Raw genomic sequence first — 13,878 nt, 5'->3', positions numbered from 1 at the left:
GTCTTGGACGGCGGCCGGGAACCGGCGCAACGTGGAGAGCATGGATATCAGCAAGGAACGCGTGGTGGTGCTCGGCGGCACGTCGGGCATCGGGTATGCCACGGCGGAAGCGGCAGCCGCGCAGGGGGCCGAGGTGATCGTCGTGTCCAGCTCGCGGAGTCGCGTGGACGAGGCGTCACAGGCGCTCGATGTGGTCGGCGAGGTTGTCGATCTGACGGACTCCGACGCGGTGGACGGGTTCTTCGCCGGTCTCGGGCAACTTGATCATATGGTTTATACGGCGGGGGAGTCGCTGTCGTTGATGCCGATTGCGGACTTCGACCTCGTTCGCGCTCGCGGGTTCTTCGGGCTTCGATACTTCGGGGCGCTCACCGCCGTCCGGGCGGCCGCGCCCCGCATCCGGGCCGGCGGATCGATCACGTTGACCACCGGCACGGCGGGGGACCGGCCGACGGCGGGCTGGTCGGTCGCCGCGAGCATCTGCGGCGCGGTCGACTCGCTGACCCGCGCCCTGGCCGTCGAGCTGGCCCCGATCCGGGTCAACGCGGTCAAGCCGGGCGTGACTCGTTCCCCGATGTGGGGTGCCGACGCCGGCGCGTTCCTCGACGAGACCGCTGGAAGCCTGCCGCTGGGTCGTGTCGGCGAGGTCACCGACGTCGCCGACGCCTACCTCTACCTGATCGGCCAGCGCTTCACCACCGGCACGATCCTCACGGTCGACGGCGGCACCCTGCTGGCCTAGGAGCAGCGCCGCCGGTCAGACAATCGTGGGCTACGTGCTCTGAGCGGTGACGGGGTCCGTCGCGATGCTTTCCTGGTGGCGGACCGCCTTGGCGCTGCCGAAGTAGGTGCCGAGGAAGCCGATCACCAGGGCGACCAGGATGCCCAGCCCCGCGAAGGCCCACGCCCCTTCTTTTCCGCCGAGGCCGAGCGGCCCCAGCAGATAACCCTGCCAGCTCAGCCACCCCGCGAACGAGTTCGTGACCAGGCCCCAGCCGATCGCCGTACCCACCACGACCAGGGACAACGGCAGCAGGCGTACGTTGCCGTAGCGGCCTCGGGGATCGAACAGCTCGGCTTCCGCGTAATCGCGGCGGCGCAACGCCACATCGGCCACCATCACGCCGCACCAGGCCGCGATCGGCACCCCCAGCGTGATCAGGAAGCCCTGGAACTCGCCGATGAACGTGTCGCCGAAGAAGACCACGTAGACTGTTCCGGCGATCATGAGGACGCCGTCGACGGCCGCCGCCGCGTACCGGGGGATCGGCACCCCCGCGCTGAGCAGCGACAACCCGGACGAGTAGATGTCGAGCACCGCCCCGCCGATCAGGCCGAGCACCGCCGTGATCGCGAAGGGCACCAGGAACCAGGTCGGCAGCAGCGTTGTCAGCGCCCCGATCGGGTCGGCGCCGATCGCGTCGGACAGATCGGTCGACGAGCCGGCCAGGAGCAGACCGAAGATCAGCAGTACGACCGGTCCGAGCGCGGCGCCGAAGGTCGTCCACCCGAACACGCCCCGGCTGGACGCGCTGCGTGGCAGGTAGCGCGAGTAGTCGGCCGCCGCGTTGACCCAGCCCAGCCCGAACCCGGTCATCAGGAAGACCAGCGCCCCGATCACCTGCTGAGCTGACCCGCTGGGCAGCGAGGACACCGTCGACCAGTTGATGTGATCGGCGGCCAGGACCACGTACACAATTGTCAATGCCGCCGTGACCAGCGTGATCACCGTCTGCACGCGCATCACGAGGGCGAACCCGGCTATCCCGGCGGCCACGGTGATGAGCGAGACGACGATCAGCGCGACCACCTTGGTCCCCGTGCCGCCGCCCCAGCCCAGCCGGGTGAACACGGTCGCCGTGGCCAGCGTGGCCAGGATGACCAGCACCGTCTCCCAGCCCACGGTGAGCAGCCAGGACAGCCCCGAGGTGAGCCGGTTGCCGTTGACCCCGAAGGCCGCCCGCGACAGCACCATCGTCGGCGCCGACCCGCGCTTGCCGGCCAGCGCGATCACGCCGCACAGCGCGAACGAGACCACGATGCCCACGACCCCGGCGATCACCGCCTGCCAGAACGACACCCCGAAGGCCAGCGTGAACGCGCCGTAGCTGACGCCGAGCACTGAGATGTTCGACGCGAACCACGGCCAGAACAGCGAGCGCGGCCGGCCGTTTCGTTCGCTTTCGGCGATGACCTCGATGCCGTTCAGTTCTATCCCGGCGCCGCCAGAGGAGAGTTCTTCCGTACGAGCCATCGTCCACCGCCTCGCTCAGCAGGGCATCTCCAGGTCATCCTGCCCCAACCGAACTCGCGATCATAGATATCCGGCGCGCGGAGTGAGGCACGATGCAGTGATGGCCATCCCGTACCCGCCGTCGCCCGGTCCCGGCGGGCCGGCCGGCGAGACGGCGTCCCTCCCGCACGACATCCCGACCGGCCCCGCGTCCCGAGACCTGGCCCGCCTCGGCCTCGGCCTGCCCGGCCCGCTGGGCGTCGTGGCCGCGAGCCTCATCAGGCGACGCCGAAAGCCCCCACCGATCCTCACCGACCCGCCCCGCGGCGGAGGAATGGATCAATGGCTGCTCTGAGCAGGCATTATTCACGAACGTAACATTGACGAAATCCTCCGTCCTGGATAGTCTTCCGAGACTCAGAGAGCGCTCTCTCCCCGCTTACGCGAGCGCTCTTCTCCCTTTCCCCGACGGAGGCCCCATCCCCATGGCACACCCCCGTTCCCTGGCCGGCCTGCTCGCGGCGGCTCTCCTAGCTGGTGGGCTGGCCGCCGTGCTTAGCAGCGGCACCAGCGCGACGGCCGCGCCGGTCGGCGCCGGCAGCTACACCGAGACCCTTCCGGCCGGGCGCAGCCTTCCCACCGGCTGCGGCAGCGTCTCGACCAACCCCCGGCAGTACGTGACCGGCAACGCCCCCGCCGGCGCGGTGCCGACCAACGACTGGTGGTCGTCGCTGCTGTTCAAGCGGACCGACTGCCAGTTCTCGACGCCGTTGTTCGCCGGGCCGGCCGCCTACAAGCCGGGCGCGGGCGGGCTGGGCCTGTCCTACCAGACCGACGCCGCGATCAGCGGTTCCGCGACGGGCACCGGCGAATACCACTACCCGTACGCCGAACACGTTCGCGTCGGCGTCGACGGGCTCAACGCCACCCAGGCGCTGGTCGACGGCTGGAGCGACTGGACGGTCAGCACCTCGCTCAGCGGCGGCGGCCGCACCCTGCGGGCCACGATCGGCAAGGGCCTGCCGCTGTCGTAGTACCAGGTCACCGGCGGCGACGCGGTCCTGACCATCACCGGCCCGCCGACCGCCTGGTCGAACAGCGGCAACCGGATCGGGTTCTCGATCGGCGGGCACGACTACGTCGCCTGGGCCCCGAGCGGCGCCACCTGGTCGCTGAGCGGCACGACGATCCGGTCCAACCTCGCCGGTCGCGGGTATCTCTCGGTCGCGGTGCTGCCCACGACCAGCGGCACCAGTACGGCCGACAAGCTCGCGCTGGCCGACCGGTTCACGCCGTACGCCCATAACCACGTCACCGGCAGCCGCCTGTCGTACAGCTACAACCAGGGCGGCGGCACCGTGAACTCCACCTACACGCTGACCACCACGGCCCGCGAGGGCAGCGGAACCGGGACGGTCATCGCGCTCTACCCGCACCAGTGGCGCTATCTGACCGGCTCGACCCCGCTCGCGCAGAGCTACGTCTCACCGCGCGGCGCCATGCGGATCGTGACCGGCACGCAGTTCAGCACGTCCCTCAAATACACAGGCGTGCTGCCCGAGATCCCGGCCGTGGGTGACTCGTCCGGGGCCGACCTGACGACGATCACGAACTACCTGAACGCCGAGCTCAACAACCCGGCCGACTTCCGCGGCGACGACACGTACTGGACCGGGAAGGGTCTGGGCCGGGCGGCGCGGATCGCGGAGATCGCCGACCAGCTGAACCTGACGACCGTACGGGATTCGGCCCTGAACGTGATTCGCACGCGGCTGACCGACTGGTTCACGGCGTCGTCGGGCAAGACGTCGCGGGTGTTCTACTACGACCGCAACTGGGGCACGCTGATCGGCTACCCCGCGTCGTACGGCTCGGACCAGGAACTGAACGACCACCACTTCCACTACGGCTACTTCATCGCGGCCGCGGCGACCCTGGCCAAATTCGACCCGACGTGGGCCTCCGGTTCACGGTACGGCGGCATGGTCGACCTGCTGATCCGTGACGCCAACAACTACGACCGCAACGACACGCGGTTCCCGTATCTGCGCGACTTCGACATCTACGCGGGTCACGACTGGGCGTCCGGGCACGGTTCGTTCGGCGCGGGCAACAACCAGGAGTCGTCGTCCGAGGGGCAGAACTTCGCCAACGCCCTGATCCAATGGGGACAAGCCACAGGCAATACCGCCGTACGGGATGCCGGGGTCTGGATCTACACGACACAGGCCGCCGCCATCAACGAATACTGGTTCGACGTCCGCAACGAGAACTTCCCGGCGTCGTGGGGGCACAACTACTCGGCGATCGTGTGGGGCTCGGGCGGGGCGTACGCGACGTGGTTCTCCGGCGAGCACGAGATGATCGTCGGCATCAACATGCTCCCGATCACGGGCGGACAGTTCTACCTCGGCGACTATCCGGCCGCGGTCCGGTCGACGTACGCCGAAATGGTCAGCAACAACGGCGGCGAACCGACGCTGTGGCGCGACATGCTCTGGCAGTATCTGGCGCTCGGCGACCCGGACGGCGCGTTGTCGCGGTTCCGCGCGAACACCTCGTACACACCGGAGGAGGGCGAGAGCAAGGCGCACACGTTCCACTGGATTCGTAACCTGTCGGCGCTGGGCCAGGTCGACACGACGGTCACGGCCAACCATCCGCTCGCGAAGGTGTTCAGCAAGAGCGGCGCCAAGACGTACGTGGCCTCGAACATCACGAACGCCGCGCTGACCGTCACGTTCTCCGACGGTCGTACGCTTTCTGTCCCAGCCGGCAAGACGGTGGCGAGCGGCGCCGTGAACTGGTCGGGCGGCAACGCGAACGGCGGTGGAACGACCCCGACCGACCCGCCGCCCACCGGCTGCGGCAGCGGAACCCTGGCCTCGCAGGGCCGCCCGGTCACCGTGTCGTCGATCGAGGCCGGCTTCCCCGGCGCCAACGCGGTCGACGGCGACGCCGGTACCCGCTGGTCGTCCGCGTTCGCCGATCCGCAGTGGATCCAGGTCGACCTCGGCTCGTCGCGCACGCTGACGCGGGCCGAGCTGAGCTGGGAGGCCGCGTACGGCCGCTCCTACCGCATCGAGACGTCGGCGAACGGCAGCACGTGGACGCCGGCCGTCACGGTCAGCGGCACCGGAACGGGTGGCTCGGCCAGCCACGCGCTCAGCGGCGACGCTCGTTATGTGCGAATGTACGGAACCGAGCGCGGGACGCCGTACGGATATTCGCTCTGGGAGTTCCGGGTCTACGCCTGCTGAACGAAGAGGCCGCCGCCCCCTTCTCCAGGGGCGGCGGCAATCGTCAGAGGGTGACGGTTTGATATTCGGTGTACTGACCGAGGCCGACCGCGCCGTACTCGCGCCCGATCCCGCTGGTCTTGAAGCCGCCGAACGGGCCGTCGAAGCCGATCGGGGCGCCGTTGATCGTCACGGTGCCGGTGCGGATCCGCCGGGCGACGTCCAGGGCGTGCGCGGGGTCGGCCGACCAGACCCCACCCGAGAGCCCGTACTCGGAATCGTTGGCGATGCGCACAGCGTCGTCCTCGTCGTCGTAGGCGATGGCCGAAAGAACCGGCCCGAAGATCTCCTCCCGCGCGATCGTCATGTCGTTGTCCACATCGGAGAACAGCGTCGGCGTGACGTAGTAGCCCTTCTCGAGACCGGCCGGGATCTGAGCGCCGCCGGTGACCAGCGTGGCGCCCTCGGCCACGCCGAGATCGATGTAGTCGCGTACCCGCTGCTGCTGATCGGCGCGAACCATCGGCCCGATGAACGTGGACGGGTCGAGCGGATCGCCGACGACCGCCGTCGCGACCATGTCACGAAGGGCGTCGACCACCTCGCCGTGACGGCTGCGCGGCACCAGAATGCGGGTCTGCGCGATGCACGACTCGCCGTTGTTGAGCATCGTCCCGAACTTGAGGCCCCGTACGGCCGCGGCGAGGTCGGTGTCGGGCAGCAGGATCACCGCCGACTTGCCGCCCAGTTCGAGACTGACCCGCTTGAGCTGCTCGCCGGCGAGCGAGGCGATCCGGCGCCCGGCCCGCGTCGAGCCGGTGAACGCGATCTTGTCGATATCCGGGTGCCGCACCAGGTGCTCGCTGGTCTCGCGGTCGGCCGGCAGGACGCTGAGCACGCCCGCGGGCACGCCGGCCTCGGTGACCAGTTCGGCGAGAATGTTCATGGCGAGGGTGTTCTCCGGCGAAACCTTGAGCACCACGGTGTTCCCGGCCAGCAGCGCCGGGATGATCTTCGCGTTGGCCGCGGAGAACGGCGAGTTCCACGGGATGATCGCGGCGACGACCCCGACCGGCGTACGGCGGACCACCGACCGGAAGGGCGCCGACGGGTCGGACGGGGTCAGCGTCTCTTTCCAGCCGAACTCCTCGGCGGCCTTGAGGAACGAGTTCGCCTGGCGGGTCAGGCCGGGCTGCCCGGCACGGCAGAACCAGAGCGCCGACCCGTTCTCCTCGGCGGTGACCCGCGCGATCTCCTCGGCCCGTTTCTCGCGCAGCTCGTTGTAGCGGCGCAGGACCGCGATCCGTTCGGCCGGTGGCGTCCTCGGCCAGGGGCCGTTGTCGAAGGCGTCGCGGGCGATCGCGACGGCCCGGTCGATGTCGGCCGGCCGCGCCTGGGCGACCCGGCCCAGCACCGACTGGTCGTGCGGGGAGACGACGTCCATCAGCTCCGGGTCGGACGGTGCGGTCCAGACCCCACCGAGGAACAGCTTGTCGTTGGTGATCATTTCTTTCTCCTTACTCTGCGGGAACCAGATCGGCGGCGTTCGCCGGGTACCTTTTGCTGCGGGCGGTGCCGATGGCGACGACGATGCCGAGCACGAGGGCGACGACGAAGAAGACGGTCGCGCCGGTGAAGGCGTCCCGGAAGCCGGCGGTCCGGTCGTCGAGGCTCGTTCCGCCACCGGTGCCGTGGGTGAAAACGATGGTCAGGATCGCGATGCCGAGCGACCCGCCGACCTGATGGGCGACGTTGACCAGGCCCGACGCGGCGCCGGCGTCGCGTGGCTCGACCCCGGCCACGCCGCCGTTGGTCATCAGGATGATCGCGATGCCCTGCCCGACGCCGATCACCAGCAGCGGCAGCACGACGTCCGGGAAGTACGACGACCCGGTCCCGATCAGCGACAGCCACCAGGTGCCGACCAGCGCCACCGCGATCGACGCCACCAGCAGCACCGGTCGGCCGAACCGCTCGAGCAGCGGCCGGACGACGTAGACCATCGCGAAGAACATCCCGGTGACCGGCACGAACGCGAACCCGGTCTCCAGCGCGCTCAGGTGCAGCACCTCCTGCAGGTACTGGCTGAGGAAATAGAACACCGCGAAGTTGCCGCCGACGATCAAGAACCTTCCCGCGTACGCCCCGGAGCGCTCCACGCTCGCGAACAGGCGCAACGGCGTGATCGGCTCGGCGACGACCCGTTCGATCAGCACGAAGGTCACCAGCAGCACCACGCCGACGGCCAGTGATCCGTACGTGGTGGGGTCGCCCCAGCCCTTCTCGGCCGCCTGGATGAAACCGAACACCAGACCGGTCATGCCGAGCACCGAGGTCAGGGCGCCGCCGAGGTCGAAGTTGCCGCTGCTGCGTGGGGTCTCGGCCAGGAAGCGCGGCGCCAGCGACACGATGGCGATGCCGATCGGCACGTTGACCAGCAGGCCCCACCGCCACGAGAGCAGGTCGGTGAAGACGCCCCCGATCACGATGCCGACACTGCCGCCGGCCCCGATGACCGCGCTGTACAACGCGATGAGCCGGGCCCGGTCGGCCGCCGACCGCGAACCGGAGACCAGTAGCGCGAGCGTCGACGGCACCGCGAGCGACGCGGCGACTCCCTGCACCGCCCGCGCGATGATCAGCAGCGGACCGGTCGGCGCGAGCCCGGCGGCCAGCGAGGCCAGCGTGAACAACGCGATGCCGGCGACGAACACACGGCGGCGGCCGAGCAGGTCACCGGCTCGCGCACCGAGCAGCAGCAGCCCGCCGAAGGCGAGCACGTAGGCGTTCTGCACCCAGGAGAGCGCGGCCTGCGAGAAGTCGAACTGACGTTGCACGTGCGGTAACGCGGTCGTGATGATCGACGTGTCCAGCGTCAGCATGAGCTGTGACCCGAGGATCAACGCCAGCGCGATCCTCCTCGGCGGCGATGTCTCTTCCATCGTTCTCCCCTTTGTTGGCAGCGGCCTCTACGACCATCTGCCGCACGCCACCGGACTGCCCCAGGGGTTGCGACGTGCCGTACTACTGGGGACGGGTCCCCGGTGCCCCCGGTCACAGGGGGCGATGACGCCCGATTGGCCGGGATGCTGACTGCCGCCGCATGGCGCACCCACGCCTGGTGACCGGTTCCGATCAACAGGGGGAAGCGCTAACGTGCGCCGAAATCAATATCTGCGGCGGACGGGGAACTCTCGTGACATCGACGGCCGGCAAGATCTGGGGACGCGAGCCCGCGATGTGGTCCGCGCTGATCAACGCGTTCATCTACCTGCTCGGCGCCCTGGTCTTCAACTTCTCGCCCGAGATGGAGTCGCTGCTGATCGCCGTCACCGCCGCCGTCCTCGGCATCGTCGTCGCCTGGCAGACCCAGGACGGACTGTCCGCCGCGATCCTCGGGTTCACCAAGGCGTTCCTGGCCCTGCTGCTGGGTTTCGGCCTGAACGTCGGCGCCGACCAGCAGGCTTTGGTGCTGTCCTTCGTGGCCGCCGCCACCGCCATGTTCGTCCGCACCCAGGCCAGCGCGCCCGTGCAGCCGAAGGAGGGTTCGGGCGTCGCCGGCGACGTGCGCCCCGAGGCCGTCATCTGACGCGGCTTTGATCGTCTCGTGGTTGACTCGGGGAATGCTGCCTTGGGGATCTGAACTGGCCGGACGGCTGCACCACGAGACGATCGACTCGGTGCTGCTGCGCGACAACCCGCTGGGTGACCCGCACGTGCGGCCGCTGTGGGTCTACACGCCGCCGGGATACTCGGAGACGGAGCGTTACCCGGCCGTCTACGTCATTCAGGGCTACACCGGTCACGTCGGCATGTGGGCCAACCGCACGCCGTTCCGGCAGCCCTTCATCGAGACGGCCGACCAGGTGTTCGCCCGCGGCGAGGCGCCGGGTTGCATCGTCGTCTACGTCGACGCCTGGACGGCGTACGGCGGTTCGCAGTTCATCGATTCTGTGGGCACCGGCCCCTACCACTCCTACCTCTGCGACGAGGTCGTGCCGTGGGTCGACGCGCATTACCGCACGCTGGCCACGCCGGCCTCGCGGGCCATCATGGGCAAGTCCTCCGGCGGGTTCGGCGCGATGATCACGCCGATGCTGCGGCCCGACCTGTTCGGCGCCCTGGCCACCCATGCCGGTGACGCTCTGTACGAGTACTGCTACCTGAACGAATTCGCCAAGGCGACCCGGGCGCTGCGCGACTACGACCACGACATCCAGAAATGGTGGGCCGACTTCCGCGGCCGCACCGCCTTCACCGCCGAGGCCGACTCGGCGCTCGTCCTGCTGCTGGGCTGCACCGCGGCGTTCTCCCCGGCCGGCGACGGCACCCCACAACTGCCGTTCGACCCCAGGTCGGGCGAGTTGATTCCCTCACTCTGGGAGAAATGGCTCGCCTGGGATCCCGTACGCATGATCGACCGCTACGCCGACGCGCTGCGCTCGCAACGCGCGATCTGGATCGACGCCGGCACCCGCGACGAATGGTTCCTCGACCTGGGCGCCGAGGCGTTCCGCGCCGGTCTCGACCGCATCGGCGTCCCGGCCGGCCGCATCAACTTCGAGCTCTTCCCGGCCGGTCACGGAGGCATCGACTACCGCTACCCGCAGTCGCTCACCTGGCTGGCCAACCGCCTGGAAAGGTGAGACGACCGTCACCCTTGCCCTCAAGCGCTTGAGGGCGCGAACACTCGGGTGTCATGACGACCTCAGAAGCGTTGAAGAACGTCTTTCACCCGCTCGACGGTCTCCTCCTCGGAGTCCGTGTCGCCGCCGGCCCGCGCGTCCCACATCCGCGCCTTCAGGGTCAGATATTCGTGGCGTACGCGTAGCCGCTCGATCTCGGCGGCGACGTGGGCGGCCTGCTCGGTGAAGAGCTGCCGCAGCTCCACGGCCGCGTCGTCGCCCTGTTCGACCAGGCTCACGTAACGGCGCAGACCGTCGACGGACACCCCGGACGACCGCAGGCACGCCAGCGCGTCGACCCGGGCCACGGTCGCGTCGTCGTACCGGCGATGCCCCGTGGCCTCGTCCCGGTCGACGGACCCGAGCAGCCCCGTCTTCTCGTAGTAGCGCAGCGTCGGCTCGCTGAAGCCGGAGCGCTGAGCCATCTCCTGGATGCTGAGCGGGGCGCTGGTCGTCATATTCCGAAACTACGTCAGAAGGAAGATCCCGATGAACGAGCTACCCAGCGAACTTGTCGACGAGGCACCCGTTCTCGTCACCGGCGCCACCGGTCACGTGGGCGGTCACTCCATCGCCCGGCTTCTCCGAGAGGGCTATCGCGTACGGGTCACCGTGCGCGACCCGGGCCAGGAGCCGGAGGTGCGCGAACGGGTCCGGCGCGCGGGCGTCGAGGCGGGGGAGCGGGCCGAGTTCGTGGCCGCCGAGCTGACCTCCGACGACAACTGGGACAAGGCGGCGGCCGGTGCCCGGTTCGTCTGGCATCACGCGTCGCCGTTCCCGTTCACGCCACCCGCGTCCGACGACGAGCTGATCGTGCCGGCCCGCGACGGGGCGCTGCGGGTGCTGGCGGCGGCGCGTGGCGCGGGAGTCGAGCGCGTGGTGCTGACCTCCTCGTACGCGGCGGTCGGCTACAGCGTGAAGCCGGACGGCCACTACGACGAGTCGGACTGGACCGACCCAGCGGACGATCTCCCGGCGTACATCAGGTCGAAGGTCGTCGCGGAGCGGGCCGCCTGGGACTACGTCGCCGAGCACGGCGGCCTCGAACTGGCGGTAGTCAATCCCGTCGGCATTTTCGGGCCGCTGCTGGGCACCAAGCTGAGCGCGTCCACCGGTCTGGTGAAGGCCTTCCTCGACGGCTCGACGCCCGTGGTGCCGCGCATGTATTTCGGGGTGGTGGACGTGCGCGACGTCGTCGACCTGCACTTTCGCGCGATGCTGAACCCCGCCGCGGCCGGCGGGCGATTCATCGGCGTCGGCGGCCCGTCGATCAGCTTCTTCGAGATGGGGCGGATGCTGGCGCGGCATTTGCCCCGGTTCGCCGACCGAGTTCCCGCCGCCGAGCTCGACGACGAGCAGGTGCGGGCCGGGGCCCGTACCGATCCGGCGTTGCGGGAGGCCGCCGCTCTGCGCGGCCAGATACCCGAGATCAGCAACGCGAAGGCCAGTGAGCTGCTCGGATGGCGGCCACGTGGCGTCGAGCAGACGATCGCGGAGACGGCCGACAGCCTGGTCGGACTGGGGCTGCTCCCGGTCGCTTGAGGCTCCTGCCGCCGTGTGCGCGTAAGGTTGTGAGTATCAGCTCGTCGACGTTGGTGACGTGCCCGAGCATCAATCACACCTCAGGAGCGCGCCATGACGTACGTGTCTGCCCCACGCGTGGGCAAGACCCTTCGGGAGAAAAGCGCCGACAGCTTCAACAGCGCGCTTGCCACCGTGCTGGCCGCCGCGCTCGAGGACGCCCTCAACTCCGGCGACCACGAGAAGGCTGTGGCCATCGTCAACCGCGGCTTCGCCGAGGGCAGCCCCGACCTGGGCTGTGACCTGCTGCACCGGGCGATCTCGGTCGTCGGGACGGCCCGCACCTGGAGTGTGCGGCTCGCCCCGCTCAACCGGGTCGCGCCCGGTCAGGGCTTGCGGGCGACCGCGCCGTAGACCGAGACGTGCTCGGGCGGCGGTGGGGTGACGACGTACGACGACAACGTCATCGCGTCCACCGACAGCCGGACCACGACGACCACCTTCAGCTACGCCGCCCTGGACAACGTCATCGGCGAGGTTCAGCCGGCCACGGCAGCCAACCCCGACCTCTCCGACCGCACCTTCACGACGGTCTATGACCGGGGCGGGCGGGCGGTCGATCGAGTAGCGCCCGCCGGGTGGGGTGACCCTGGTCAGCAGCTACGACGACCTCGACCATCGGTAAGAGGATCGCAAATAGCGCGAGTCGAGGTCCGGCTATGGGAACGTGGGGGCCTGGTCCCTTTGACAACGATGCTGCAGACGAGCTCCTCGAAGAGGTCGCCGAGTTGGCAGAGCGGGAGAGGGCGCCCTATCTGAAGCAGATACTCGTGGATGGAGCGCTCATCGGCATGGAGGACGTCGACGTCTTTCCCGACGACGTCATCGCTGCGGCAACGTTGGTGGCGATGAGCGTCCCCCACGGGTTGAGCCGTCTGGGCGACGAAGAGGACCGGGAGCATGCCGCCGGCTCGGTCCTCGCCGACGTCGATCGCGCTTTGGCGTCCGCGGCGCTGACCGCCCTGCGGAAGATGTTCGAGCCTGGCAACCATTGGTACGACACCTGGGTCGACGACGAGCCAGATGGCTTGGCCGCGCAGTCGGCGCGGGCGGCCGCTCAGGTCCTGACGGAGTTCCTCGCCGGCGGTGACGCGTCCTGATGCGTGGCCTGTCGTAGGAGCGTCCATCACCGGAGCTGACGGGCCGTGACCGGATACCAGGAAACAGATCGGCGAGCACGCTCCCGGCGAAACCCGCGACCGCTCCGGCTCCGGCCCCGACGGCCAGCGCCAGCCACGGATCGGCCGTATCCGTCGACTCGTGAGCTACAGGAAGAGCTTCGCACCATGATCGGTGATGTCTGACCGCTAGGAAGGCCGCCCGCAGGATGGGTGCTCGAATCGCCGGAGGATTTCGAGCACGGCGGCGGATCCGTCCTCGGCGCGGACACGGCGGGCCAGGAACACCGCATTGTCGTGATAGGACGGTTGGTCCAGGCACGTGCGCAAGGCATCGGCGAGCGTGTCGGCGGTCAGCTCGGACATCGGCAGCGGGGCGGGGGAGACGCCGAGGCGGTGCAGGCGGTCGGCCCAGAAGGGCTGGTCGACCGGGACGGGCACCGGGACGGCGGGGACGCCCGCGCGCAGGCCGGCCGCGGTGGTGCCGGCGCCGGCGTGATGCACCACGGCCGCGGTCCGCGGGAACAACGTAGAGCGCCTCGGCGCGGGCGAGCACCTCGTGACCCTCGGCCCCGGCCGGTTGACCCGGCAGCGGAAACTCGCGGGTCGGGACGCCCGGCGCCAGGTAGACGCCGGCGCTCGGACTGCCGGCCGCCGTCGCGACGGCCCGGCTCAGCGGCGCCGGGCCGAACGCGGTGAGCAGGACATCGGTGCCGGCCTCGGCTGCGGCCACGACGCCGTCGCCGAGCTCGTCGAGGAACTGGGCGAAGACCTCGTGGGCAGCTTCCGGGGAGGGCGCGGCAGTGCGGGCCCGCACCAGCTCGACCGGATCGCCCGGCAGAGCCCGGTGTTCCAGCCCGGCGTCGCGTACGAGCCCGGCGAAACGGTCGTGGGCCGCCAGCGCCACCTCATGCCCCGCCTGCCGCAGCCGTTGCCCCAGCCCCGTGAACGGCGCGACATCACCGCGCGAGCCGGCCGTGACGATCAGAACCCGCACGTGTCCCGACAGTAGTGCCGGACCG

General features: G+C 69.6%; 14 protein-coding genes and 1 pseudogene. 9 read left to right on the top strand and 6 right to left on the bottom strand.

Annotation, left to right across the window (positions count from 1 at the left end):
* Window positions 1–40: 40 nt before the first annotated feature.
* On the top strand, window positions 41–742 hold the full coding sequence (locus EER30_RS25035; RefSeq protein ID WP_127503029.1) for an SDR family oxidoreductase: 702 nt from the start codon (window positions 41–43) through the stop codon (window positions 740–742).
* A 30-nt stretch (window positions 743–772) separates the two neighbouring features.
* On the opposite strand, the gene EER30_RS25030 is transcribed toward EER30_RS25035, so the two are convergent.
* The gene (locus EER30_RS25030) at window positions 773–2,254 is read right to left on the bottom strand and encodes a purine-cytosine permease family protein (RefSeq protein WP_127503028.1); all 1,482 of its coding nucleotides are present in this window, start codon (window positions 2,252–2,254) and stop codon (window positions 773–775) included.
* A 100-nt stretch (window positions 2,255–2,354) separates the two neighbouring features.
* On the opposite strand from EER30_RS25030, the gene EER30_RS25025 reads away from it, so the two are divergent.
* The 3 genes from EER30_RS25025 (at window position 2,355) to EER30_RS25020 (ending at window position 5,493) form a co-directional block, all read left to right on the top strand.
* A complete protein-coding gene (locus tag EER30_RS25025) occupies window positions 2,355–2,588 on the top strand; it encodes a hypothetical protein (protein ID WP_127503027.1) in 234 nt (77 codons plus the stop codon).
* 130 nt (window positions 2,589–2,718) lie between these two features.
* Window positions 2,719–3,267, top strand: a complete 549-nt coding sequence (locus EER30_RS48880; protein ID WP_240670281.1) for a hypothetical protein — start codon at window positions 2,719–2,721, stop codon at window positions 3,265–3,267.
* A 195-nt stretch (window positions 3,268–3,462) separates the two neighbouring features.
* Window positions 3,463–5,493 carry a glycosyl hydrolase gene (locus EER30_RS25020; protein WP_240670280.1) on the top strand — a complete coding sequence of 677 codons (2,031 nt, stop codon included), beginning with the start codon at window positions 3,463–3,465 and terminating at the stop codon, window positions 5,491–5,493.
* A 43-nt stretch (window positions 5,494–5,536) separates the two neighbouring features.
* Here the strand turns inward: EER30_RS25020 and EER30_RS25015 are convergent, their stop codons facing one another.
* Both EER30_RS25015 and EER30_RS25010 read right to left on the bottom strand, forming a co-directional pair.
* The gene (locus tag EER30_RS25015; RefSeq protein ID WP_127503026.1) at window positions 5,537–6,979 is read right to left on the bottom strand and encodes an aldehyde dehydrogenase; all 1,443 of its coding nucleotides are present in this window, start codon (window positions 6,977–6,979) and stop codon (window positions 5,537–5,539) included.
* A gap of 10 nt (window positions 6,980–6,989) precedes the next feature.
* Window positions 6,990–8,414, bottom strand: a complete 1,425-nt coding sequence (locus EER30_RS25010; RefSeq protein ID WP_205650403.1) for an MFS transporter — start codon at window positions 8,412–8,414, stop codon at window positions 6,990–6,992.
* Window positions 8,415–8,668: 254 nt separating this feature from the next.
* Between EER30_RS25010 and EER30_RS25005 the strand changes: the two genes are divergently transcribed.
* Together EER30_RS25005 and EER30_RS25000 are read left to right on the top strand one after the other, a co-directional pair.
* Window positions 8,669–9,061 carry a hypothetical protein gene (locus EER30_RS25005; RefSeq protein ID WP_127503025.1) on the top strand — a complete coding sequence of 131 codons (393 nt, stop codon included), beginning with the start codon at window positions 8,669–8,671 and terminating at the stop codon, window positions 9,059–9,061.
* Window positions 9,062–9,095: 34 nt separating this feature from the next.
* Window positions 9,096–10,118 carry an alpha/beta hydrolase gene (locus EER30_RS25000; RefSeq protein ID WP_127503024.1) on the top strand — a complete coding sequence of 341 codons (1,023 nt, stop codon included), beginning with the start codon at window positions 9,096–9,098 and terminating at the stop codon, window positions 10,116–10,118.
* A 62-nt stretch (window positions 10,119–10,180) separates the two neighbouring features.
* Here EER30_RS25000 and EER30_RS24995 read toward each other — a convergent pair whose 3' ends face one another.
* Window positions 10,181–10,615, bottom strand: a complete 435-nt coding sequence (locus tag EER30_RS24995; protein ID WP_127503023.1) for a MerR family transcriptional regulator — start codon at window positions 10,613–10,615, stop codon at window positions 10,181–10,183.
* A gap of 31 nt (window positions 10,616–10,646) precedes the next feature.
* On the opposite strand from EER30_RS24995, the gene EER30_RS24990 reads away from it, so the two are divergent.
* The 3 genes from EER30_RS24990 (at window position 10,647) to EER30_RS24980 (ending at window position 12,838) form a co-directional block, all read left to right on the top strand.
* Window positions 10,647–11,699: an NAD-dependent epimerase/dehydratase family protein gene (locus EER30_RS24990; RefSeq protein ID WP_127503022.1), complete on the top strand. Its 1,053-nt coding sequence runs from the start codon at window positions 10,647–10,649 to the stop codon at window positions 11,697–11,699.
* A gap of 93 nt (window positions 11,700–11,792) precedes the next feature.
* A complete protein-coding gene (locus tag EER30_RS24985) occupies window positions 11,793–12,092 on the top strand; it encodes a hypothetical protein (RefSeq protein ID WP_127503021.1) in 300 nt (99 codons plus the stop codon).
* A 305-nt stretch (window positions 12,093–12,397) separates the two neighbouring features.
* Window positions 12,398–12,838 carry a DUF4259 domain-containing protein gene (locus EER30_RS24980; RefSeq protein WP_127503020.1) on the top strand — a complete coding sequence of 147 codons (441 nt, stop codon included), beginning with the start codon at window positions 12,398–12,400 and terminating at the stop codon, window positions 12,836–12,838.
* A 207-nt stretch (window positions 12,839–13,045) separates the two neighbouring features.
* Here the strand turns inward: EER30_RS24980 and EER30_RS48015 are convergent, their stop codons facing one another.
* Window positions 13,046–13,384 carry a glycosyltransferase gene (locus tag EER30_RS48015; protein ID WP_205650402.1) on the bottom strand — a complete coding sequence of 113 codons (339 nt, stop codon included), beginning with the start codon at window positions 13,382–13,384 and terminating at the stop codon, window positions 13,046–13,048.
* A 352-nt stretch (window positions 13,385–13,736) separates the two neighbouring features.
* A pseudogene (locus tag EER30_RS50005) lies at window positions 13,737–13,853 on the bottom strand (glycosyltransferase); the annotation flags it as partial.
* Window positions 13,854–13,878: the final 25 nt, after the last annotated feature.

It is taken from the genome of Actinoplanes solisilvae (genome assembly GCF_003999975.1).
GTDB lineage: Bacteria > Actinomycetota > Actinomycetes > Mycobacteriales > Micromonosporaceae > Actinoplanes > Actinoplanes solisilvae.
The sequence above is the reverse complement of the archived record's forward strand: the minus strand, read 5'-3'. Positions and strand labels throughout refer to the sequence as shown.

Coding starts and splice junctions, on each gene's coding strand:
- EER30_RS24995 (WP_127503023.1), bottom strand. CDS start 10,615: ATGACGACCAGCGCCCCGCTCAGCATCCAGGAGATGGCTCAGCGCTCC.
- EER30_RS25015 (WP_127503026.1), bottom strand. CDS start 6,979: ATGATCACCAACGACAAGCTGTTCCTCGGTGGGGTCTGGACCGCACCG.
- EER30_RS25030 (WP_127503028.1), bottom strand. CDS start 2,254: ATGGCTCGTACGGAAGAACTCTCCTCTGGCGGCGCCGGGATAGAACTG.
- EER30_RS25025 (WP_127503027.1), top strand. CDS start 2,355: ATGGCCATCCCGTACCCGCCGTCGCCCGGTCCCGGCGGGCCGGCCGGC.
- EER30_RS24985 (WP_127503021.1), top strand. CDS start 11,793: ATGACGTACGTGTCTGCCCCACGCGTGGGCAAGACCCTTCGGGAGAAA.
- EER30_RS24990 (WP_127503022.1), top strand. CDS start 10,647: ATGAACGAGCTACCCAGCGAACTTGTCGACGAGGCACCCGTTCTCGTC.
- EER30_RS25035 (WP_127503029.1), top strand. CDS start 41: ATGGATATCAGCAAGGAACGCGTGGTGGTGCTCGGCGGCACGTCGGGC.
- EER30_RS48880 (WP_240670281.1), top strand. CDS start 2,719: ATGGCACACCCCCGTTCCCTGGCCGGCCTGCTCGCGGCGGCTCTCCTA.
- EER30_RS24980 (WP_127503020.1), top strand. CDS start 12,398: ATGGGAACGTGGGGGCCTGGTCCCTTTGACAACGATGCTGCAGACGAG.
- EER30_RS25010 (WP_205650403.1), bottom strand. CDS start 8,414: ATGGAAGAGACATCGCCGCCGAGGAGGATCGCGCTGGCGTTGATCCTC.
- EER30_RS25000 (WP_127503024.1), top strand. CDS start 9,096: ATGCTGCCTTGGGGATCTGAACTGGCCGGACGGCTGCACCACGAGACG.